Here is a 23,171-nt window from a genome sequence, read left to right on the forward strand (position 1 = left end):
AAATATTCCAAGCATAGTTAAAGATGTTATAGATACAAATGTATTTACACCTATATATTCTGATGCCAATGGAACACAAGATAATCCAGTTATATTTAACTTAAAAAATAATGCAACTTTAAGTGATGTAGATAAATTTATAAATGATATATCAAAGTTATCACCAAATATTTTAGAATCTAAGGTAGAGGGTAATTATACAACATATAAAATAAGAATAACTTCAGATAGTAAAACATCAAATTATTCATATATAGAAATAAAAATAGATAATAATATGCCAAATGCTAGTGAGATAAATCAAAAGATAAATAAATTAAAAGAGTATAAATCAAAAATAAATGAACTAGTAGGAATGAATAGATTTGATACGGCAGTTAAAGTTAGCCAAACTGGATGGAATACAAGTGAAAATGCAGTTTTAGTTAATGCTAATTCATTAGCAGATGCATTATCAGTAACACCATTTGCAGCACAGGAAAATGCTCCAGTATTGTTAAGTAATTCAAATAGTTTAAATCAAGCTACAAAAGCAGAGTTTAAGAGATTGGGAGTTAAAAAAGTTTATGTAATAGGTGGAACTACTGCTATTAGCGAAGATATAGTTAATGAACTAAAATCAATGGGAGTAACAGTTGAAAGAATCTATGGTCAAGATAGATATGAGACTTCACTTGCTATTGCAAATAAATTAAATAATGTAGATAAGATTGCAGTAGTAAATGGAGATACTGGGTTTGCGGACGCGGTAAGTATAGCACCAGTATGTGCAAGAGATAATATGGCAATAGTGTATACTTCATCTAGAAATGGTCTTAAGACATTTGAAGATTATTTAAAGAATAATAATATAACAACAAGTTATGTTATAGGGGGAACAACAGCACTTCCAGAAAACTTAATAACTGGACTTAAAAATCCTATAAGAATAGCAGGGTCAGATAGAAACTTAACTAACTTAAATATAATAGAGAGATTTTTCTCAAATACAAATCATAATAACCAAACAGAGCTTAATAATATATTTGTAGCTAAAAATGGTTATGGAAGTCCAAATGATTTAATAGATGCATTATCAGTAGGTGTATTAGCATCAAAACAAAATGCGCCAGTAATGTTAGTAAGTCCAAGGGGATTAGATAAAAATCAATCAACAACGCTTTATCATACATTTGCAAAACAACTAACAAAAGTTGGGGGAAATGGAAATGAGACAGCATTTGAGCAATTACAAAATCAAGTGAATCATATAAAATAATAATAAATTAAATATGTTATAATTTTATTATTTACTATACTATTATTTGTAAGGAGATAGCTTAATGGAATGGTTAGAAAAGTTAAATGAAGAACTACACCATGTATCACCCTCAGTTGCATAGAAGGAGGGAACTTTCTTAAAAACATATCCACCTATAAGTTTTAAAATAACTATAAAGGGAGTGGAACAAATGGAGTATAGAATAGTAAAAAAGGAAGAAATGAGAATAGTTGGTGCAAAAACTTTACTAGAAAAGAATGTTGAGGAGACCCAATGAATTCAAAGTTTGAAGTTTGGATACCAATTAAAAAAAGTTTATAGAAATTGATATAATTAACCACAATAATAAGTGGCAGAAAACTAATTACCTTTTAAAATTATTGTAGCATGAAAAACCGTATCACAAGTAAGTGATACGGCTTTTTTATTAATTTATAACATCATTGATCCTATCACACCGAATATTAAAAGAGGTATATTATAGTGAAGGAATGTAGGAACGCAAGTATCCCAAATATGATCATGTTGTTTATCGGCATTAAGACCTGCTGTTGGTCCAAGAGTGCTATCTGAAGCAGGAGATCCAGCATCACCTAAAGCACCTGCAACCCCTACTAATAATATTATAGCTTGTGGGCTAAACCCTAAACTAAGTCCTAGTGGGCAATATATTGCGGCTATTATAGGTAAAGTACCAAAAGAACTTCCTATACCCATAGTGACTAATAGTCCAACTAAAAGCATAAGTATTGATCCTATAAGCTTACTATCTCCAACAATACCTGTAACTGAAGCTACTAAAGCTTCTACTGAACCAGTTTCTCTTAATACACTTCCATATCCTGCAGCTACAAGCATTATAAATCCTATAAGCCCCATCATTTTAACTCCACCATCTAATAAATCATCTACTTCATTAAATTTAATAGCACCAGTTAAAAATAGTACAATAATTGCACAAAGTCCACCTAGTGGGAGAGAACCTGTTTTAATTTGCACCAAAAATGCAGTTGCTGCGCCTAAAAGTGCACACCAGTGTTTCTTTGTCATTTTTTCATCCATTTCTTGTTCATCTAATCCATCTATTGCTAGATCCTCATAATTTCTTGGTTTTCTATAAGTTATAAATACTGCAATAAGTAATCCTAAAATCATACCTATTGCCGGTATCCACATTACGCTAGTAACCATGTTTGTTGTAGTATCAATTCCATTTGCAATCAATTGATCTCTAATAATATTTTGGAATATTAGACCAAATCCTACTGGAATTGCTATATATGGTGTTTTTAATCCGAATGTTAATGCGCATGCAACGGCTCTTCGGTCTATTTTTAATTTATTCATAAGTTTTAATAATGATGGAATTAAGATTGGTATAAATGCTATATGTACTGGGATAAGATTTTGAGAAAAACATGATATAAATGCAATTAATAATATGAATATTACTTTTTTTCCTTTTACTACTTTAGAAATTTTTCTGGCTAGTATTGAAGCTAAACCTGTTTTACTTACAGCTACAGCTAGTGCACCAAGTAAGATATAACTTAATGCGGTTTCTGCGTTTCCACCCATACCTCCAACTAGTGTTGACATTGCATCTGCTATAGGCATTCCTGAACAAACTCCAGCTACTATTGCTGATATCAGTATAGATAATAATACATTACATTTCAACAAACAAAGTATTATCATAACTGCAATAGATACTACTACCGGATTGAATAATACCATACAACATCCCCCCTTTAAATTTTCGGAATTTTTTATATATTCAATTTGATTATATCACAACTTATATAGGTAAATGTGTTTTTTATAAAAAAAATCCTATTAGAGCATTTTTAATTCAGTATAAATTTATTAGCATTATAGTTACTTTTGAATGTAATCAAAATCGTTACGTTCTTTTCTTCAAATCATTGCAGTGAAGTGATGCACACAAATAGTAGGTTGTAGGGGATCTTGGTAAAGAGTATAATATTTCAGTTGATATAGGCCTTACAGATGATGATATTGTTAATGCTGATGGAAGTGTGCAGACATTAATGAAATTATTAAAAGATTAGGTTTGGTAGTGGTAACGGATTGTAGGAACATCGAAGACCTTGGATAAAACTTGTTCAAGTATTGTTTAATTACAATATTTAATGTGCATACTACAATTATTAAATAAAGTGAAAAATAAGAAATTAGGTGATTTTAATGATATACATATATAATTGTTATGGAGGAACCCACTCATCTATTTTAGCAATGGCTTATCACTTAGAAATGCTGGATGAAACTCGAGAACCGACTAAGGATGAAATATTGAATTTACCTAACTTTAATAAGTTAGTATATGGAAATCGTGGAGAATTTTTTTATTATGGAAGTGATAAAGATGGAAATAAAGTCTATGTTGTAGGGAGAGGACGTTCAAAGGTCTTAATTCCAGGCTTATATAATCTAGCTTCTATGCTTCATAAACAAAAGCTATTAAATGAGAAAATTATATTTTCCAATACGTCGCCAACGGTTCCATTACCGATGACCTTTGGTGGATTATTTTCTAGATGGTTAAAAATTGATTTTATAGGAGTCCCTTTGCTTGTAAAAGGAGCAAAAAAATCATACAAGGACGTTATAAAGCTTGTAAATCACACAAAGAAGGCAGCAAAGGAAGATAAGTCAGAGGTTATTATTTTAGATAATAAGGAATTTAAGAAAAAATGATTTTTAACATTTTTTATTGTACTGATTTTATTTTTGATAATTGATACTATTGTCATATATATACCAAAGTTCTATAGGAAGGAATCCATATGATTCAAATTTTGGTATACTGACAGAAGTTATATTTTGTTTCCACCTTAAAAAACTCCTATACTACTGTTGCGGCAAACCGTATCACAATCAAGTGATACGGTTTTTATTATTAAAAATTATGTTATTATAAGATGATGATGCTATAAATCGATTAAAAGGGAATTGATAACAAGACGTAAGTAATAAAGCATTATTTGGAGGAGATATGAAAAAAAGCATATTAATGATAACTCCTGAAAATGAGGAGATTAATAGATTTAGAAAAAGGCAGATAAACAACTTTATACAAATAACAATGCCGTATCTAGCAGCATTTATTGATGAAAGCAAATATGAGATTACATTAATAGATGAGTATAATCAAAAAATACCTTTTGAAAAGTATTATGATTTAGTTGTAATTACAGTTAATACTGCAAATGCACCTCACTGCTATAATATTTCAAAAATATTTATAAATAAAGGGAGTAAAGTTGTTTTTGGAGGACCACATGCAACTCTTTTACCAGATGAAGTAAAAGAATACTGTGATGTAGTAATTATAGGGGAAGCTGAGGATAGTTGGCCAAAATTTTTAGATGAGTTTTACAATGGAAACTATGATAGTGAATATAAATGTTTAAACACTCCATCATTAGAGGGAATTCCAATACCAAGAAGAGATTTAATAAAAGGTAGATTCTTTACTAAAGGTGCTATTTTTGCAACAAGGGGATGCCCTTATAGTTGCTCTTATTGCAATCTAAAGCAAATATATGAAGACTCATTTAGGAAAAGACCAATAAATGAAGTAATAGAGGATATCAAAAGTAGCAAAAGTAAGTTTTTTGTTTTTTGGGATGATAATTTCTTTGGAGATATTGAGTATGCAAAAGAATTATTAAAAGAACTTAGTAAATTAAATAAAAAATGGGCAGCTCAGGTTACTTTAGAAAGATGCAGAGATGAGGAATTGTTAAAGTTAGCTAAAAAAGCAGGATGCATTTATTTCTTTGTTGGACTAGAGTCTTTTTCAAAAGAAACTCTACAGAGTGTGAACAAGGGATTAAACAATGTAGATAAATATAAAGAGTTAATAGATTCTGTTCATAAATATGGAATTTGTATACAAGCAGGAATAATATTTGGATTTGATACTGATACAAAAGACGTATTTAAAACAACTCTAGATATGTGTAATTTCCTAGGAATTGATGGAGTTACAGTTAGTATACTAACACCACTTCCTAAAACACCGCTATATTATCAATTAAAAAAAGAAGATAGATTATTAACTGATGATTGGTCATATTATAATGGAAAAACTAGGGTAGCATTTAAACCAAAGAATATGAGTACAGAGGAACTGTTTGATGGATATATGTGGTTTAGAAGAAATTTCTATTCCTTAAAATCAATAGCCACTAGATTAAGCAAATCAAAAGCTAATATTTTATATAATTTAATAGTTAATTTAGGATATAAGATTTCAATAAGAAAAACAGTATAATTATTTAATTCAAATTTAAGTCTATATGGATAATTGTACCAATTTAAAATTTGTAATATAATTAGAATTGATAATTATCTAACAAAATGTAACAAAACAAATGAAGAAAGAAGGAATAGTTTTATGGCTCTTTGTTGTAGGGATTTATTTCAACTTAAAAATTTTTCAAAAGCAAAGCTATTAGCTGGGGAGAAGGGGTTAAACCGTGAAATTTCTTGGCCTTATGTAAGAATGACAGAATCTATTTCTCAGTGGATTTACGGGGGAGAATTGATATTTGTTATTTACACAGATATAAAAAAGGATGATAATAGTTTTTTGTTATTGATAGAAGAATGTATTGATAAAAAGCTTTCTGGAATTGTGATTTTAATTGATGATAAACATATAAATAACATACCAAAAAATGTAATAGATAGGGCAGATGAAGAAAATTTTCCTGTATTTATAATGCCTTGGAATATTAAATTAATAGATATTACACAAGAAATTTTATTTAAATCAGAACAAAAACAGGAAGAAAAAAAGAATGCAAAGCATTTTTTAGAGTCAATTATTTTCTCACAAGATCAGTTAAAAGAAGATATACAGGCTCTAGCAGAATTTTATAATATAAAATTAAGGCCTTTTCACTATGTATGTATATTTAAAATTAAAAAGACATCTAATGTTTCCTATGATTTAGAGCAGATTGGTAAACATATAATTCATTCATTAGAAGAAGCATTAAATGTAAAAAATCAAACTTTAATTCCTATGGAATATGCAAATAGCTTAATGTTTTTAATATTTGCAAATGACTATAAAGAAGGAGAAAAGTCATTAGAAACTGTTGAAGCGGTGTTTAACCTTGTAAGTTCTAGATATTCAGACGTTGAAATTAGCTTAAGCTTTAGTCGTATAAGGGAAGCGAATTCTGATATAAAAATAAGTTATAAAGAAGCTTTTAAAGCTTTATCTATGATTGATATATGCCATAGAGATTCAAAAATTATTAAGTATAAGGAATTGGGAATTGTCAGGTGGTTAGTAGAACTGGCTGATATTAAGGAGATTCAACAGTATTGTTATGAAAACTTGGGGCCTATTTTAGAACATGATAAAAATCATGGAATGGATTTAATGGGTACTTTAAAATGTTATTTCCAAAATAATAGACATTTATTAAAGACTTCTCAAGAGCTTTTTATTCATAGAAATACATTGATTTACAGATTATCAACAATCAAAGAACTTTTAAAAATAGATTTAGATGATGCAATGATAGATTTAGAACTTTTTAATAGCATATTAATTTATGAATTTATTAACCTACAAAATAAAAAACCCCTATGATAATACATAGGGGTTAATTTTAAACTTCCAGTTCCTCTTTAGTTTCTGATGTATTATCTTTTGCAAAAGATAATACTAAAACTCCTGCAAAAATTAATATACATGCCACAATTTTTATAGGCGTTATCTTTTCACCTAACAATAACACTCCAAATATTACACTTGTTATAGGTTCAAAAGTACTTATAACAGCTGCCTCGCTTGCTCCAATATATTTTATACCAACTTGTAACAATGATAGGGCAACAACTGTACATAAAAATGCAAATACTATAGATATAATCCATGATTTAGTTGTTAGTGTAAATAAAACAAGTTCATTAGTAAAAATACCATAGATAAACATACCTATACTTGAAGCAATCGCTACATAAAATGTTATTTTAAATGGAGATTCACTTTTTAGTCCGCTTTTGTCCATAAATATAATATAGAATGCATAAAACGCTCCTGAAGCAACTGCTAAAATTAATCCAAGTAACGTAGATGAATCAAAAGAAGCGGAATTTAATGATTCAATAAAGAAACATCCTATACCACACATAGCTATAACTAATGCTATAATCTTTTGCTTGCTTAGCTTTTCATTGAAGAATAGTACACATCCAAGTGTTACAAATATAGGGTAAGTGAAGTGTATAGGAGTTACTATTCCTACATCTACATGAGCAAAAGCTATATTTAGCATTAATGTTGTTATTGCATTTCCAATAAATCCTAATATTACTAAGTTTTTTAGTTGATTCTTTGTTATCTTTAAATCAATTTTCAAAAATAAAACTATTAGTAATAAAAAGGGCAAACTTAAAAAGTTTCTTAAAAAAGTTAATGTTACAGGATTACTTCCTCCAGCACCATAAGTCATAGGACCTAAGGTAAAAGCAAAACCAAAGGTAATAGAGGATAGCATTGTTAGAACTATTCCTTTTAATTTCATAAATTTACCTACTTCTTTCTATAAAGATTTATTTGAATGCTTCTTCAACTATTTTTAATATATTTGGAATAACGTCATCTACAATTATTTTTCCTCTTGCAGCTGAAGATGATTTAGCTGATGCAAGTATTCCAGTCTCAGGAACGATATCTTTTTCTATAGGATATCTAAAATAAGTTGCTGGACTAGCATTTTCAGTATCTAATATTTTATCTTCTCTAACAAGTTCTGGTGCAAAATACATCATTAATGATGTTTCTGTAACAGCAGCATGTTCTAGAGCCCACCCTGGGAATGGCACTTCATCAAAAACTTTATCAATTACATCAGGTGACATTGGATCCCACCAGTTAGTAAGAAGAATTTTTACTTTGTCTCCATATTTTGCAGAACATAGGTCCATAGCTTCTACAATAAATGCTTCATTTTCAAAGTGAGCACTTAAAATAAATATTTTTGTAAAACCATCGCGGACAAATTCATCAATTATATCCATTACTAAAGCCTGTAATGTAGCTCCGTTTAAGTCTATAGTTCCTGGGAATAATGGACCACCACCGCTTAATGGTTTAGATTTATAACCATAAGAAAGAGTTGGAGCAACTACACCATTAATTTTTTCAGCTATACGATAAGCAAACTCTTCTGCTAATACAGCATCTACACAAGTAGGTAGATGAGGACCATGTTGCTCTGTAGCACCTATTGGTAATATAATTACATCATCTTTTTTCTTAGCAAATTCTTGCCATGTCATGTTTTTCATTTTAACATTTTCGTACATAATAACGTCCCCCTTTTTAATTAAAAAATTTTCCTTTAAGTACTTTTAAACAATGAGCTTTTTACTCTCAAGAAGTTTCATTGCACTAATTAGTATATACTTAGAAAATTTTACATACAATGTACAAAAAATACAAATAAATCTCCTAAAATATGTTCTTTATGTGCACAGTCATATTAAAATTTTATTGTATGGTTAGTACAATGACTAGTGTATATTTTCATGTTAGACTTTGAATGTCGCTAATGAAATAGCTAAAAATAATAGAAGGGGGATTATTAAAATGAAAGTAATATTATTTAAAAATGCTAGATTAAAAGGAAATGAAACATTAGTTGATTTACTTGTTGAAAATGGAATATACAAAGAAATAGGTCCAAATCTTTCACAAAAATATAAAGATGTAGAGACTTATGATTTAGAAGGAAATCTAGTTGTTCCACCTTATGTTGATCCACATATTCATTTAGATTATGTATATACAGCTCGTATGGCTGGTGCAAATAATGGAACAGGAACTCTTTTTGAAGGAATTCAAAGATGGTCTGAGACAAAATCAAATATGACAATAGATGAAATAAAAGACAGAGCTAGGATTGCACTAAAAAAAGAGATTTTATATGGAACTCAATATCTTAGAACACATGTAGATGTAACAGATCCAAAGCTTACTTGTTTAAAAGCAATTATGGAATTAAAAGAAGAAGTAAAAGATGTTGTTGATATACAAATTATAGCATTTCCTCAAGAGGGAATGTATTCATATAAAGACGGTGATAAATTAGTAGAAGAAGCGTTAAAAATGGGAGCTGATGTAGTAGGGGCTATACCTCACTTTGAATTCACAAGAGAAATGGGAGAAAAATCAGTTAAGAAAACTGTGGAACTTGCTATGAAATATAACAAGTTAATTGATATTCACTGTGATGAAACAGATGATGAACAATCAAGATTTCTTGAATTATTAGCTGCTGAAGCTTATATGAATGGAATTGGAGAGCTTACAACAGCAAGTCATACTTGTGCTATGGGTTCTTACAATAATGCATATACTTTTAAACTATTTAAGCTTTTAGCATTATCAAAACTTAACTTTATATCATGCCCGACTGAAAATATTCATTTACAAGGAAGATATGATACATATCCAAAAAGAAGAGGGCTTACAAGAGTTAAAGAATTAAATGATGCAGGTATTAATGTTTGTTTTGCACAAGACTCAATTTCAGACCCATGGTATCCATTAGGAAACGGAAACTTAATGAATATTCTTGATGCAGGAATTCATATTTGCCATATGATGTCATTTGAAGAAATTAAAAATGCATTAGATTTAATAACAGTAAATGGTGCTAAAACTCTTCATATAGAAGATAAATACGGCATAGAAGAAGGTAGGGATGCTAATTTTATAGTATTAAATGCAAAAAATGAATTTGATGCAATATTAGAAAGAGTTGGAGTTAATTGTTCTGTTAGAAAAGGTGAATTCTTATTTAAAAGAGAGCCAGAAGTAATTAATACAAAAATTTCATTATTAAAATAATTATTATACTAAAAAGGATTAAGTCAGTATTGGCTTAGTCCTTTTTTATATTCATACGTCATGATACTTTTTCTATTACTTTGAAATATTAAAGTTATATATTTGACTAAAGTAAAAATATACTGTATACTTATCAAGTACCTATTAGTACTTGTTAGTACTGATGGGTACTTGTTAGTTTTGTAAAGTTATTTTGGAGGTTTATATGGAAATAAAGCAAGAATTAATAATGAATGTAGCAAAAAAATGTTTTAACAGTCATGGAGTTAAATATACATCAATTGATGAGATAGTAAAAGAATGTAAAATATCAAAATCAACATTTTATAAATGCTTTTCAACTAAAGAAAACTTAGTAGTGGAAATGCTACGTTATTCAAGCGATAAATTCTTAGACCAATCTAGATTAATAGATGAAGGTACTCAAAGCACACCTAAAGAAAAATTAAAAGAAAAAATAAATCTTGGATTAGAATATCTAAAGTCAAATAGGTACTTCAACGTACATATTCTAGGAGAATTCACAGAAATAAATGGAAAGCCAGTTGAGGAAATAAAACATATAATTAAATCTAAATTAGTGAAAATATATTATGATAGCTTAATTGAAGCATATGGAAAAGACATTAAAGCATTTATATGGGAGCTTATATTTGTGCTTGATAGTATAATTCATGAATTTGATTTAATTACTCGTTTAAATAAAAAAGAATTAGATGAAGATTATATAGTTGATTTTACTTTAAGGCAGCTAGATTTAAATGTAGAAAATTTAAAAAATAACGAGTGCATGATAACAGAGAATATCTTCTACACAGTTAAAAAAGATGATGAATTAAAAATAGAAAATGATTTACATGAAAGATTATTAGAAGCAATTGAAGATATAAAATTCAAAATAGAAAATGATAACTTAAATAAAAAACTTAAAGAAGCTATTTTAAAAGTAGAGCAAGAGCATAAATTAAACAATTATAATTCTTTAATGATGGATGCAATGATAGCATACTTAGAAAAAGAAGAAACATTGAAGAAAGAAATAGACAAATTAAAAAATATAAAGTATCAGTTAGGGGATGACAAAAATGATAGATAATAAAAAAACTAGAAATCTTATCATATTAGTATTAATGATAGGGTCTCTAATAACATCGCTTACTCAGACTGTACTAACATCGGCATTACCAAGTATAATGTCTACTTTTAATGTAGATGCAAGCACAGCACAGTGGTTAACAACAGTTTATTTACTTGTTTTAGGGATTATGATTCCTTCAACAGCATATTTAATAAATAGATTTTCAATTAAACCTTTATTTATAACATCGATGTCTTTATTTTTTATAGGATGTATAATATCTATATTTGCTAAGAACTTTGGCATTATGATAGTATCTAGAATACTTCAAGCTATTGGAGCTGGCATAATAATGCAATCAGTTCAAGTAGCTATGATTAATTTATATCCAAAAGAAGAACGTGGTAAAGCAATGGGGATTTATGGATTTGTAGTTGGAGCTGCACCAGCCATAGGGCCATTAGCAGCAGGATATATAATCGATAATTTAGGGTGGAGAATAATATTTTATATATTAGCTTCTATTACATTAGTTACTATAGTATTAGCATTTTTATTCTTAAGAAGTATAATGGAAGTTAAAAAAACTAAACTTGAAATCATATCGTTAATTTTATCTACTTTTGGATTTGGAGGTATTTTAGTTGGAGTATCTAATATAGGTGCTTATTCAATAACTCATCCACTAACATATATACCTCTAGTTGTAGGTATAGTATCCCTTATATTATTTACAATAAGACAATTAAAAGTGAAAGAGCCTTTATTAGAACTTAGAGTATTTAAAAGTCGTAATTTTATAATAAGTACAGTACTAATTATAATAGTATACACAGCTATGACATCTGCTTCTTTGATTATATCTATATATATACAATCTGTAAGAGGGATGTCTGCTATGGTACCAGGAATAATAATGCTACCAGGATCTATAGCAATGGTAATTTTAAGTCCTATTGCAGGTAGTATATTAGATAAATACGGATTTAGAGTTTTAGCTATACTAGGTTGCGCTTTATTAGGATTAGGAACATTTGAACTTTCTACATTAACAACAACTAAATCAATAGCAATCTTAACTATTATGTATGCAATAAGAATGATAGGAATAACACTTTTACTAATGCCAGTTACAACATGGGGATTAAATTCACTTAAGCAAGAAGAAATATCACATGGTAGTGCTATAAACTCCACTGTACGTCAGATATCTGGAGCTATAGGTTCATCTATACTTATTACTATAATGACTGCAGTTACAAGACACAGTACAAGCACTTCAAAAGCATTAGCAGAAATAGAAGGTATGAATACGTCGTTTAAAATAGCGAGTATGGTGATATTAGTCGGATTAGTAGTATCATTAATTTATGTAAAAGATAAAAATAAAAATGATGAAGATATGGATTATAAACAATCTGCATTAGGTTAAAAAATCTGTAAGGACAGTCAATTTTACTAACTGTCCTTACAGATTTATTTTTTATTCCAAAAATATACAGTACCATTCGAATTGATTGCAAAAACAAAATCGTCTTTTTCTCCTAATGATAACTTACCATTTTCAATATTCTTTTTAATCTCTTCTTTATTCCACCATTTTTCATCAATACTTTCTATTTTAAGTACTTCACCTTTTTTAATAGGGTTTAATGTTGAAATAAATTTTTTAGCTTCACTTTCAGATAATTTAAAAGTACCATTACCTATGTTTGTATCTAAGTTATGTACTTCATAAATTTCCTTAGCAGTACTTGGCATATTAGCCGGAACCCAACCTTGTTCAATTGTAGTTTTTGCATCTTGGTAGCTACTAAACTTAGAACTAGATACATCATTAAAGAAATTACCCAAGAAATAATAAGCACTTCCAAGAAGTAAAATTGATATTATTAATAAAATAGGTGTTTTGAAATTTTTCATATTTATATTTTTCCCCTCTCCATTAGCTGTCTTAGCAATCTTTAAAGTTCTAATAATTAAATAAAATACAAATCCAATATAATTTGGAAATAACATTACAATTAATGCCCAAAGACCAGATTTTAATTTCAATGATTTTGAATCCTTATATACATCAACTGTTATTAATAATTTTGTTATAAGATAAAAAGTGTAAAATACACCTGCCAAAGTTAAATCATTCATACTTATTCTCCTTTTATTTTAAGAAAAGCTATTATCTCATGTCTGTAAATGAAATTTAAAATTATAGTAGCTATAAGACCTAAAATTAAACTATTAATAACAATAACATTTCCACTTTTTATAGATAAATTAATTGCTTTAATTGAAAATAGTAAACATATAATACTTAAGATAAGCACATATATTTTATTCATCAATAAATCACGCTTTCTTTGTTTTTTAATTAAATTTTTAGTTGTTTCTATTAAGGCTTTTTCTGGTTTTAAATCATCTTCATCTATTAAACTATTTTTAATGAATATATCAAATTCATTGTCTTTCATTATGTACCTCCTTGTACTAAATATCTTTAAGCTTTGCTTTAAGTAATTTCTTTCCATTATTAAGTCGATATTTTACAGTTCCAATTGGAATTTTTAAAACGCTAGCAATATCGCTATAACTATAATCTAAATAATAATATAGTATTATTGGAAGTTTATATTTTTCGTCTAAATCTTTTATAAGATTTTGAATTACTTCCTTTTCAATACTATTAAATACAATAGACTCCGTTTCATCTATATCTAAGCTTTGACTTTCCATAACTTCATGTTTAATTTTAGAATCAAAAAAATCTGTTATAACATTTAGCCATCTTTTCTTTTTTGAGTATTCATCTCTGTAAGTATTAATGCAAATCGTGTATAGCCAGTTTTTTTACAGATTTTTGTTCTTCTAATTTATGAAAATTATTATATATCTTTAGCCAAGTATCTTGGAAAAGATCGTCAGCATCAATTTTATTATCGCTTAACTTAAGGCAAAGTTTATAAATGTCATCTTTATAAACGTCAATCATGCTTTCTATATTAAAAACTTTCCTCATCTCCTTTCATCATATATATACGAATAAAGTTTTATTTTGTTTGAAAAAATATAAAACTTTTTTTATTTAAAATTAACTTTTTATTTTCGGTTAGTATCTTTAGGTAGATAAAAGTAATTCAGCTATAAAATTAGTATTGCATATAAAAGTCTACAATATTAACTTAGCTAAAAATAGATTTTAGATTTTATTTCAATCCATAAAAATCATAGATTAATCCATTTTTATAAATAAATATTAATTTAATGATAGTATTAAGATTAATACTTATTTAAGAAAGGATGATTTATTTGAAAAACTCTTTTATGCCGTTATTAATGGCATTATCAATAGGATTATTATATGCAATTAAAAATATCTACATTTTCATTATGTTATTTACTGGGATTTCTGTATATATGGTATATAATACTATAAAAAGTATAATTAATATAAAAAATTATAAGACTAATACTTTTAGTAAAATTGATTTATACTGTAGAGAACCCGGGGGAGTAATAATTTTTCTTATTATATTGATGTTTATCATAATTATATCAAGTTGGGATATAGACTTTAGCTATATCTTAAAAAACTTTTCTAAAATATCTTTTAAAGAACAACATCTTTTTATATATACTATAAGTTGCTCCCTATGGGTGATATGCCCTTTAATTATGTACATATGTGATAAGATTAAATCAAAGAATTGGATATTGTATAAAGAAGGGTTTCTTTTAGGCGATGGTATATTATATAGCTTTGATAGTGTTGAAAGTTATGAATTTAAAACATCTTTTAAAGGAATTAAATATAATAACTTAGTTTTAAATTTTGATAATAAAGCCATTAAAACTTTATATATCTATAAGGATGATATTGATAAATTCAAAGATTTATTAGATAAAAATAAAGTTGTATAGTTTAAGTTAAAGAAAAAAGAGTTACCTAAGTTGGTAATTCTTTTTATATTTTGATAGATATATAAGGTTAATTTTAGTAGTGAGAAGTAATTCTTAGTTGTTATTTCACTCCATAAAAATCATATATTAGTCCATTTTTATAACTGAATATAGTTTTCATGATAGGATTAAAGTAGACAGTTATTTAAAAAGGGGGGATTTATTTGGCTATATTTTTAGTTGCCCTACTAATAGGGATAGTTTTTTTATCTATAATACTAAAAAATATTTATTTTTTTAGCATAGTAGTTGGTGTTTTTTCTATATGCATAATTTATATACTTGTAAATAGTATAGTTTATAGAAAAAAATCTAAGAATAAAGTTTCAAGTAAAATTGATTTATATTGCAAAGGTCAAGAAGGAATAGGTATATGTTGGGTATACTTTCCTGTATTAATGAATATAGGTGATGACTTAAAATTTAGTTATATATTAGAAAACTTTTCTGAGGTTTCCTTTAAAGAGCAATATCTTTTTATATTTATTGTAAATAGTGCTATATGGGCGCTATGTTTTTTAATTATGTTTATATATGAGAAAGTTGATTCAAAGAAGGGTATAGTATACAAAGAAGGATTAATTTTAAGTGATGGAAAGTTATATAGTTTTGATGGGGTTAAAAACTATGAGTTTAATACTTCTTTTAAAGGAATTAAATACAGAGATTTAGTTTTAACTTATGGTGATAAAACTGTTAAAACTGTATGTATTTATAATGATGACATTGATAGGTTTAAAGCTTTATTAGACAAAAATAAAGTTGTATAGATTTATATAAAAAAGAATTACTTATAATGGTAATTCTTTTTTTATTATTATATATATTTAGAACATTGATTTAGATAAAAGATAGTTCTATATTTTATTTTAATCCATAAAAAACATATATTAGTCCATTTTTATAAATAAATATTAATTTGATGATAGTATTAAGATTGATGATTATTTAAGAAAGGATGATTTATTTGACCACATTTTTGGCGGTATTGTGTGCAGGTGTATTTTTTCTATTTCTAATAATAAAAAATATTTACCTATTTACTATCTTAGTTTCTGTGATTTCTATATCTATTGTATATATGTGCAGAAAGAGCGTAAATTATAGGCGATCTTCTAAGAAGAAGGTTTCAAGTAGAATTGATTTATATTGCAAAGAAGCTGAATTGCCAGATAGGTTCTGGATATATTTTACTATAATTATGATGGTAGATTATAGTTTAGACTTTAAGTATATATTAGAAAATTTTTCTAAAGTACCTTTTAAAGAACAATCTCTTTTTATAGTCGATATAAATAGTGTTATATGGATATTATGTCTTTTAATTATGCTTATATATAGTAAAGCCAGTTCAAGGAAAGGTATATTATATAAAGAAGGGTTAATTTTAGACGATGGTAAATTCTATAGTTTTGAAAGTATTAAAAGTTATAATTTTAAGAGTTCTTTTAGAGGAACAAAATACAGGGATTTAGTTTTAAAATATGATAATAAAACCTTTAAACGTATGTATATCTATAATGAGGATATTGATAAATTTAAGACTCTATTAGATAAAAATAAAGCTATATAATTTTATATAAATATAAAGAGGATTACCACAATTGGTAATTCTTTTTTATTGCAATAATAAATATTTTTTGTTTTTTGATAGATATAGTAATATAGAACACGAAGTATTAAGTGTACGGATAAGTACAATAAGCTTATTGAAAGAAAGGAATAGATATGAAAATAAAAGCAGATAATTTTATCCTTCAGCTTAAAAATAAAAATGAAAAAGCTTTAGAATACGTTATAGATAATTATGGATGGATCATTAAATCAATTGTAAGAAAACATTTATATAATCTAGATAGTTATCATGAAGAATGTATAAATGATATATTACTTGGGATTTGGAATAACATAGAGAGTTTTGATGAAAGTAAAAATAGCTTTAAAAATTGGGTAGGTGGAATATCAAAATATAAAGCAATTGATTACAAAAGAAAATATTTAAAAGATTTAGAAAAAGAAAATATAGACACTATAGACATAAAAACAGAAGATAATGTTCATATAGAATTAACTAAAAATGAGTTAAATAAAGACTTAGAAAAGTTGTTAAATTGTTTAAAAGAAGAAGATAGAAAACTATTTTTTAAACTATATGTAGAAGAAAAAGAAATAGATACTATAACTAAAGAAACTGGATTAAAGCGTGATGTAATTTACAATAGAGTATCTAGAGGTAAATCAAAAATTAGAAGTATATTTAAAACGTTGGAAGGTAGAGGATAAAATATGAAAAATAATATATATGAAATGTTAAATGAAGCAAATATAGATTTAGATGAATATAAAAAACAAGACTTTACAGAATTTGAAAAAAAGAAAATAAAAAATAGATTTAAAAGAAGTATTAATAAGAAAAATTTCTATAAAAAGGGGATTGCGGTAGCATCAGTTGCAGTAGTAAGTGTTGGTATTTTAGGAAGCAATGTAGGTACATATGCTTTTGAAACATTAGGAGCTATTGCGTATGATATATCAGAATCTCTAGGAATTAAAAAAGATATAGCTGAGTACAAAACAGTAGTTAATCAAGGAATAACTAAAAATGGAATAAAAGTTAAATTAAACGAAGTAATCTTAGACAATGAGGAGCTAATAGTTTCAACAACTGCAACAAGTGATAAAAAGCTAGATGAATCAGGATATATTTCTATATCAGGAGATGTTTATATAAATGGAAGACGTGTAAGTGATGGTTCTAGTGGTGGAGCTAGTAAGCTAGATGATTATAGCACAGAGTCTGTTATATCTCATAGTTTAGATAATATAGATGAAGATGATTTAAAGGGAGATATAAATATAAAAATTAAATACAATGATGCTCTTATTGGTGGTAAAGTGATAAGAGGATCTTGGGTATTTGAATTTAAAACTAATGGTGATGAATTAAGAGCAGAAACTAAGGAAATAAAGTTAGAGAATACATTTAAATTTGATAATGGACAAAATATAAAGTTAGAAAAATACACAAGTAATGATATAGGACAAAAGATTTATTTCTCACTAGATTCAAAAGGTACTGACTATAATATGGAACTTAGAGGACATGATGATTTAGGAAATGAAGTAACATTTTATATCTCTAGAGTAAGAGGAGATAAAGGTATATTCAAAATAAACAATATAGATGGTCTTGTAAATGAAAATGCAAAGGAATTAAAACTTACTTTATATGCAGCAGAACAACCTAAAACAAGTGGAAAAATGAGTAATGATTTTAAAGCAGTAGGAGAAGAGTTTATTATAAATTTAAATAAATAGAGAATTAAGTTAAAATCTAATTAAAAATAATATAAAAAAGAGTGTATCCTTTAGAAATAAATAATTTCAATAGATACACTCTTTTTATTTATAAATTCATTAAAACTAATTGAACTATAGTTGAAGCAACAACTATAACAACACCTATAATTATCTCATAGTGAATTAGCTTAAATCTTTCCGCTATATCCATAGAAACACTTCGAGTACTTGCATGGAATAATGCCCCATGAGGTAAGTGTTCAAATACACAAGCACCAGCATTAACCATAGCAGCGCCAGAAACACCAGATAAACCAGAACTTAAAATTGCTTGTGAAAATGTTGATGATGCAATAGTTGACCCACCAGTAGTAGATGCAGTAGCAAGTGACATTACCATACCTGAAACAGGTGCTAATAAAAATTGTGGCACATTTAACATATCAAGTAATCCTAGAGTACTATTTTGTAGATTAGACATTTGAATAATTCCAACTAATGTACCTGTACCAAGTAATAATATACAAACTCCTTGCATTTTTGCTACTCCAAAAGACATATATTCTCTTGTATTTTTTAGATTTTTAGTAGCGAAAATACTTACAACAGCACCAACAGGTAAAGCTACAAGTGGATCTACTACTATACTCGATACATTTCCTAAAAATAATAATCCAATAGAAACAATAGGACCAATTAAAGAAGCAAATAAGCTTGGTAAATTTTCATCTTCTTCAATATTTATATCAATATCTATTTTACTACCTTTATTAATCAATAATTTAGCTAAGATTGTAGTTACTATAATTCCACATATTGCAGGAATTACATTTGCAAGCATAACACTTGATAAATCAACATTAAAGTTAGTTGCAGCTGCCAATGTATTTGGATTTGGAGAAATGATATTTCCAGCTTTTCCTCCACCTAATGCTGCTAAAAGTATTGCTAGTTTTGAATATCCTAATTTATGACCTATAGACATTCCAATAGGTCCAACTGTAAGGACAACAACATCTAAGTCAACTCCTACACCTGCTAAAACCATTGCTGATAATACAATTCCTAAAATAGCTTTATTAAGTCCTAATAATTTTATTATCTCTTCTGAAATCCTATCAACAGCCCCTGTTTTTATTAATGTGGCAGCCAAAAATCCTGATGTCATTACTCTAAGTATAGATGGTGCCATATCTTTTGCCCCAATAGCCATATACTCGACTGTTTCAACTAAATTTGCACCACCTACTAATCCGCCTATTAAAGCACCAAATACTAAACAGTAAAATGGTTCGAATTTCTTTATTATAAGTATAATTGCTACAATTAACCCTATAGTTGCCCCAAAGGTTGTTATTGTCATATGTATTCCCCCTTTATTGTCAAAGCTATTATATATGATTTTATACAATAAGCATAAAAGTGTCAAATATAATTTAATTAATTAAATGTAATTTAATTATATTGATTTATTATGCTATAATGAACTTAAATGATATAATTTTAAGGAAATGGTTAAATTATGAAATAAGAAGATTTAGTTTATAAGGAGATTACAATGTCAGATATAAATATAGGTGAAAAAATATCACAAATAAGAAAAAATAAAGGTTTAAGTATAAGAGAGTTAGCACAGTTATCTAATGTTACATCATCTATGCTTAGCCAAATAGAAAGAGGACTTGCAAATCCATCTGTAAATTCATTAAAATCTATTGCTTCAGCTTTAGATGTAGCTTTATTTACATTTTTTACATCAGAGGTTGTGAAAGAGGACTTAATAGTTAGAAAAGACAATAGAAAAAAAGTAATTCTTCCAAATAGTGATGATGTTATTTACGAAATACTTGCCCCAGGAATAACAGATAATTTTGAATTTGCAATTATGACCCTTGCACCAAATACATCATCAAGTAATGGAAATATAAATCATAGTGGATATGAAATAGCTTATGTACTTGAAGGTGAAGTTTCATTATATCTTGATGATGAAGAATTTGTATTAAATAAAGAAGATAGCGTTAAAGTAACAGCAGGAATAAATCACCGTTGGGAAAACAAATCAGATAAAGATGCAAAAGTTATATTTGCAGTTATATTATAAGAGTACCTTAAAATAAAAAGCACACTATTTTTAGTGTGTATTTTTTATATTATAAATATAAATTTTAAATGATACTTTTAGACAAACAGATTATTTTAATCCGTTTTTATTATGTTTTAGTCCATTTTTCCACTAAAATTAGAAATTATATGTTAAAAATAAGAGGATCATTATGTAAATAATTTATAAAAAACAATTAAGATTATAGCCAACTATTAGTTTCTAAATTAAAAATATTATTTATAAATTGGGAGTGAGAAGATTGAAGAAAAAGTTATTTAGATGGGAGATAGTAGTAGTAATATTATTTTCTATATGTGCTGTTGTTAATATAAAAAATGGATTAAGTGTAACAGGAGTACTTTACTTTTTTTGTTTTTTATTTGGATATATAATGGAGGGAAAAAACAATAAAAGTAAAGTTAATTTAACAGAAGAAGAAATAGAAAAAATAGATAAAGAATTAAAACAAATGATTTTAGATGATAAAGAAGTAAAGGCTATAAAAAGATATAGAGAATTAACTAATTCACAACTTTTAGAAGCTAAAAATTACATAGATAAATTAAAATCGAGTATTTAATAATATTTGGTTATTTTTATTATTTATTAAAGGGGAAAGAGGGAGTTTATGAAAAAGACAATATTGGGAGTATTAGGATTAACAACACTATTAATATCAGGATGTACTTCAACAAAAACAACAGATATAAACGTGTTAGCAACAACAGATTTACATGGAGTAATACCATATGAGCTACCTTCTTATGTAGAAAATGAAAAGAAGAAAGATAAAAATATTACTTTAGTAGATGCAGGGGATTTCTTTGATGGAGGATTTGAAGCTTCGGGAGATATGAATAAATATTTTGAAAAAAGAAGAGAAGATACAGAAAATAAAAACGAAAAATATATAGAAGTACCTATTGCAAAAGAAATGAAAGATGTGGGATACGATACTGTAACACTTGGAAACCATGAATTTGTATCTAATAATAAATTTCATTTAGATAATATGATATCTGATTTTGAAAAACAAGGAATAAGTGTATTATCAGCAAATACATATAAGAAAAATGGAGATAACTATACAAAACCTTATGTAATAAAAGATATTAAAACTAATGAAGGAACTGTAAAATTAGGAATATTAGGTCTTACTATAAAAGAAGTAGGAGAAGATAGTGAGGATTTAAAAGATTTTGATAAAGTTTATGGATATAATGAGCTTTACATGAATGACTTAGTAGAAGATGCTAAAAAATGGGTTAAGGTAATGAAAGAAGACAAAGCTGATGTTATAGTAGCAGTTACACATACAGGGGAAAAACCTAAAAAGCCAAAACATCCAGGAAATAGAATACAAGATTTGGCACAACAAGTTGATGGCATTGATGTAATAGTTGCAGGTCATACACATGAAGAAATAAAGCAACATGATTATAAAAATAAATCAGGCAAAAACGTTATAGTTACTCAACCAGGAGATCATGGAGAGTGTATTTCTAAGATAAATATCAAATTAGAAAAAAAGAATAATAAATGGAATGTAGTTGATAAATCTAGTGAAATAAAGCAGTTTGAAGAAAGCAAGAAAGAATTAAATCAACTATGTGATAATTATGGGAAAGTATCAGCAGAATTCACAATGTTAGATACTAAAGTGAAAGAAATAAGTTTATCAAATATAGTTCCTATTGAGTGGGATAAGCTATATGTATTTAAACCACACACTTCTAGAGAAAAAATCTATGATACTGTAGGATATAAATTTTTAAATATCACTGAAAATGATGATATGATGCAGATGGTATTTATGAATAATAAAAAAGTTGTTTGCTATTTATACGGATATAAAGAACGAATTGGATATAGTATGGATTTTGATAAATCAGAATATAAAGATGATGTTTTAACTATTATGCCTAAAGAAAATGATAAGTTTAAGGTTGAAGAAGGAAAAGAACATCCTATGATTCATATGCCTACTGTTAAATTAACTCATATATATAAATAAAAGATTTTAGTCCATAAATTATATATTTTAGTCCACTTTTAAAGAATTTAATTTTTATTATGATAATATTTATATAACCAGAAAACATAATCAAAAGGTATTGTTATACCTTGTATAGATGATAAGTTTTTTAGGAGGTTTTATGGAAAAAAATTTTAAGCAACGAGCACAATTTATAGGTATACTTGGTTTTATAGCATTAGATCTATATTTAATTTTATTTTCTGAAAGCTTAGAGAGGATTATATTAAGCTCTATTTCTTTAATTATTTTCTCTGGCCTTTCATATTCATTTAAAAAGAATTCTTAAATCAAAAGTAATATTTAAACTTATAAAATATTATTTATTAAATTTAAGGTAATTACTTCATCGTGTTATATAAAGGAGATGATTGTATGAGTGAATGTAAAAAAATCATAAAAAATTAATTATTAAAGGACCAGAGACAGAGATAAAAAAATTTATTAAAGAGCTTATTATTGGCATACTTTTGTGTCTTTAGAAAATATATTAAACAAAAACTACACTAAAACACTTAAAAAACACAA

General features: G+C 27.0%; 23 protein-coding genes and 1 pseudogene. 16 read left to right on the plus strand and 8 right to left on the minus strand.

The window, feature by feature from the left end; genetic code table 11:
- Positions 1 to 1,258: cell wall-binding repeat-containing protein (locus tag BN899_RS02595; protein ID WP_147568475.1), on the plus strand; the 1,258-nt coding region annotated here is incomplete at its 5' end.
- Between the two features lie 435 nt (positions 1,259 to 1,693).
- Here BN899_RS02595 and BN899_RS02600 read toward each other — a convergent pair.
- A complete protein-coding gene (locus tag BN899_RS02600; RefSeq protein ID WP_042272554.1) occupies positions 1,694 to 2,998 on the minus strand; it encodes a Na+/H+ antiporter family protein in 1,305 nt (434 codons plus the stop codon).
- 471 nt (positions 2,999 to 3,469) lie between these two features.
- Here BN899_RS02600 and BN899_RS02605 point away from each other — a divergent pair, with 471 nt between their 5' ends.
- From BN899_RS02605 to BN899_RS02615, 3 genes are all read left to right on the plus strand, one after another.
- A complete protein-coding gene (locus tag BN899_RS02605) occupies positions 3,470 to 3,982 on the plus strand; it encodes a DUF3189 family protein (protein ID WP_042272557.1) in 513 nt (170 codons plus the stop codon).
- Between the two features lie 298 nt (positions 3,983 to 4,280).
- Positions 4,281 to 5,564, plus strand: a complete 1,284-nt coding sequence (locus tag BN899_RS02610) for a B12-binding domain-containing radical SAM protein (protein ID WP_042272560.1) — start codon at positions 4,281 to 4,283, stop codon at positions 5,562 to 5,564.
- 123 nt (positions 5,565 to 5,687) lie between these two features.
- The gene (locus BN899_RS02615; RefSeq protein WP_042272565.1) at positions 5,688 to 6,899 is read left to right on the plus strand and encodes a PucR family transcriptional regulator; all 1,212 of its coding nucleotides are present in this window, start codon (positions 5,688 to 5,690) and stop codon (positions 6,897 to 6,899) included.
- A 19-nt stretch (positions 6,900 to 6,918) separates the two neighbouring features.
- Here BN899_RS02615 and BN899_RS02620 read toward each other — a convergent pair whose 3' ends face one another.
- Both BN899_RS02620 and BN899_RS02625 read right to left on the minus strand, forming a co-directional pair.
- Entirely contained in the window at positions 6,919 to 7,836 is a 918-nt protein-coding gene (locus tag BN899_RS02620) for a DMT family transporter (RefSeq protein ID WP_042272568.1), read from the minus strand.
- Positions 7,837 to 7,864: 28 nt separating this feature from the next.
- Positions 7,865 to 8,620: a creatininase gene (locus BN899_RS02625; protein WP_042272572.1), complete on the minus strand. Its 756-nt coding sequence runs from the start codon at positions 8,618 to 8,620 to the stop codon at positions 7,865 to 7,867.
- Positions 8,621 to 8,903: 283 nt separating this feature from the next.
- On the opposite strand from BN899_RS02625, the gene codA reads away from it, so the two are divergent.
- The 3 genes from codA (at position 8,904) to BN899_RS02640 (ending at position 12,676) form a co-directional block, all read left to right on the plus strand.
- Entirely contained in the window at positions 8,904 to 10,166 is a 1,263-nt protein-coding gene (gene codA, locus BN899_RS02630) for a cytosine deaminase (RefSeq protein ID WP_042272574.1), read from the plus strand.
- Between the two features lie 205 nt (positions 10,167 to 10,371).
- Entirely contained in the window at positions 10,372 to 11,262 is an 891-nt protein-coding gene (locus tag BN899_RS02635; RefSeq protein ID WP_042272576.1) for a TetR/AcrR family transcriptional regulator, read from the plus strand.
- Positions 11,252 to 12,676, plus strand: coding sequence for an MDR family MFS transporter (locus BN899_RS02640; RefSeq protein WP_242824054.1), 1,425 nt, complete (start codon positions 11,252 to 11,254; stop codon positions 12,674 to 12,676). Before BN899_RS02635 ends, BN899_RS02640 begins: the two co-directional genes overlap by 11 nt.
- Positions 12,677 to 12,720: 44 nt before the next feature.
- Here the strand turns inward: BN899_RS02640 and BN899_RS02645 are convergent, their stop codons facing one another.
- The 4 genes and pseudogenes from BN899_RS02645 to BN899_RS20920 all read right to left on the minus strand — a co-directional run bounded on the left by BN899_RS02645 (position 12,721) and on the right by BN899_RS20920 (position 14,260).
- Positions 12,721 to 13,392, minus strand: a complete 672-nt coding sequence (locus tag BN899_RS02645; RefSeq protein WP_052356528.1) for a hypothetical protein — start codon at positions 13,390 to 13,392, stop codon at positions 12,721 to 12,723.
- A gap of 2 nt (positions 13,393 to 13,394) precedes the next feature.
- A complete protein-coding gene (locus tag BN899_RS02650; protein WP_042272582.1) occupies positions 13,395 to 13,715 on the minus strand; it encodes a hypothetical protein in 321 nt (106 codons plus the stop codon).
- 16 nt (positions 13,716 to 13,731) lie between these two features.
- A pseudogene (locus BN899_RS18505) lies at positions 13,732 to 14,079 on the minus strand (sigma-70 family RNA polymerase sigma factor); the annotation flags it as partial.
- Positions 14,063 to 14,260 carry a sigma factor gene (locus tag BN899_RS20920; protein WP_042272588.1) on the minus strand — a complete coding sequence of 66 codons (198 nt, stop codon included), beginning with the start codon at positions 14,258 to 14,260 and terminating at the stop codon, positions 14,063 to 14,065. The gene BN899_RS20920 and the pseudogene BN899_RS18505, both read right to left, overlap by 17 nt.
- A 656-nt stretch (positions 14,261 to 14,916) precedes the next feature.
- Between BN899_RS20920 and BN899_RS18885 the strand changes: the two genes are divergently transcribed.
- From BN899_RS18885 to BN899_RS02680, 5 genes are all read left to right on the plus strand, one after another.
- Positions 14,917 to 15,162, plus strand: a complete 246-nt coding sequence (locus tag BN899_RS18885; protein WP_147568476.1) for a hypothetical protein — start codon at positions 14,917 to 14,919, stop codon at positions 15,160 to 15,162.
- Positions 15,163 to 15,365: 203 nt separating this feature from the next.
- Entirely contained in the window at positions 15,366 to 15,971 is a 606-nt protein-coding gene (locus BN899_RS02665) for a hypothetical protein (RefSeq protein ID WP_042272594.1), read from the plus strand.
- Between the two features lie 311 nt (positions 15,972 to 16,282).
- The gene (locus tag BN899_RS02670) at positions 16,283 to 16,774 is read left to right on the plus strand and encodes a hypothetical protein (RefSeq protein WP_147568477.1); all 492 of its coding nucleotides are present in this window, start codon (positions 16,283 to 16,285) and stop codon (positions 16,772 to 16,774) included.
- A gap of 155 nt (positions 16,775 to 16,929) precedes the next feature.
- Positions 16,930 to 17,484: a sigma-70 family RNA polymerase sigma factor gene (locus tag BN899_RS02675; protein WP_042272600.1), complete on the plus strand. Its 555-nt coding sequence runs from the start codon at positions 16,930 to 16,932 to the stop codon at positions 17,482 to 17,484.
- A gap of 3 nt (positions 17,485 to 17,487) precedes the next feature.
- Positions 17,488 to 18,519 carry a DUF4179 domain-containing protein gene (locus BN899_RS02680; protein ID WP_042272602.1) on the plus strand — a complete coding sequence of 344 codons (1,032 nt, stop codon included), beginning with the start codon at positions 17,488 to 17,490 and terminating at the stop codon, positions 18,517 to 18,519.
- Positions 18,520 to 18,607: 88 nt separating this feature from the next.
- Here BN899_RS02680 and BN899_RS02685 read toward each other — a convergent pair whose 3' ends face one another.
- Positions 18,608 to 19,864 carry a GntP family permease gene (locus BN899_RS02685; protein ID WP_081712137.1) on the minus strand — a complete coding sequence of 419 codons (1,257 nt, stop codon included), beginning with the start codon at positions 19,862 to 19,864 and terminating at the stop codon, positions 18,608 to 18,610.
- A gap of 195 nt (positions 19,865 to 20,059) precedes the next feature.
- Here BN899_RS02685 and BN899_RS02690 point away from each other — a divergent pair, with 195 nt between their 5' ends.
- The 4 genes from BN899_RS02690 to BN899_RS18890 all read left to right on the plus strand — a co-directional run bounded on the left by BN899_RS02690 (position 20,060) and on the right by BN899_RS18890 (position 22,932).
- Positions 20,060 to 20,605 (plus strand): cupin domain-containing protein, encoded by a 546-nt coding sequence (locus BN899_RS02690; RefSeq protein ID WP_042272605.1) that lies wholly within the window; start codon positions 20,060 to 20,062, stop codon positions 20,603 to 20,605.
- 262 nt (positions 20,606 to 20,867) lie between these two features.
- Complete coding sequence (locus BN899_RS02695) at positions 20,868 to 21,188, plus strand: hypothetical protein (RefSeq protein ID WP_052356530.1); 321 nt, start codon at positions 20,868 to 20,870, stop codon at positions 21,186 to 21,188.
- A gap of 48 nt (positions 21,189 to 21,236) precedes the next feature.
- Positions 21,237 to 22,622, plus strand: a complete 1,386-nt coding sequence (locus BN899_RS02700) for a metallophosphoesterase (protein WP_042272608.1) — start codon at positions 21,237 to 21,239, stop codon at positions 22,620 to 22,622.
- 142 nt (positions 22,623 to 22,764) lie between these two features.
- Positions 22,765 to 22,932: a hypothetical protein gene (locus BN899_RS18890; RefSeq protein ID WP_154658875.1), complete on the plus strand. Its 168-nt coding sequence runs from the start codon at positions 22,765 to 22,767 to the stop codon at positions 22,930 to 22,932.
- Positions 22,933 to 23,171 lie beyond the last annotated feature (239 nt).

Source organism: Faecalimicrobium dakarense (assembly GCF_000499525.1).
Classification (GTDB): Bacteria; Bacillota; Clostridia; order Peptostreptococcales; family Peptostreptococcaceae; genus Faecalimicrobium; species Faecalimicrobium dakarense.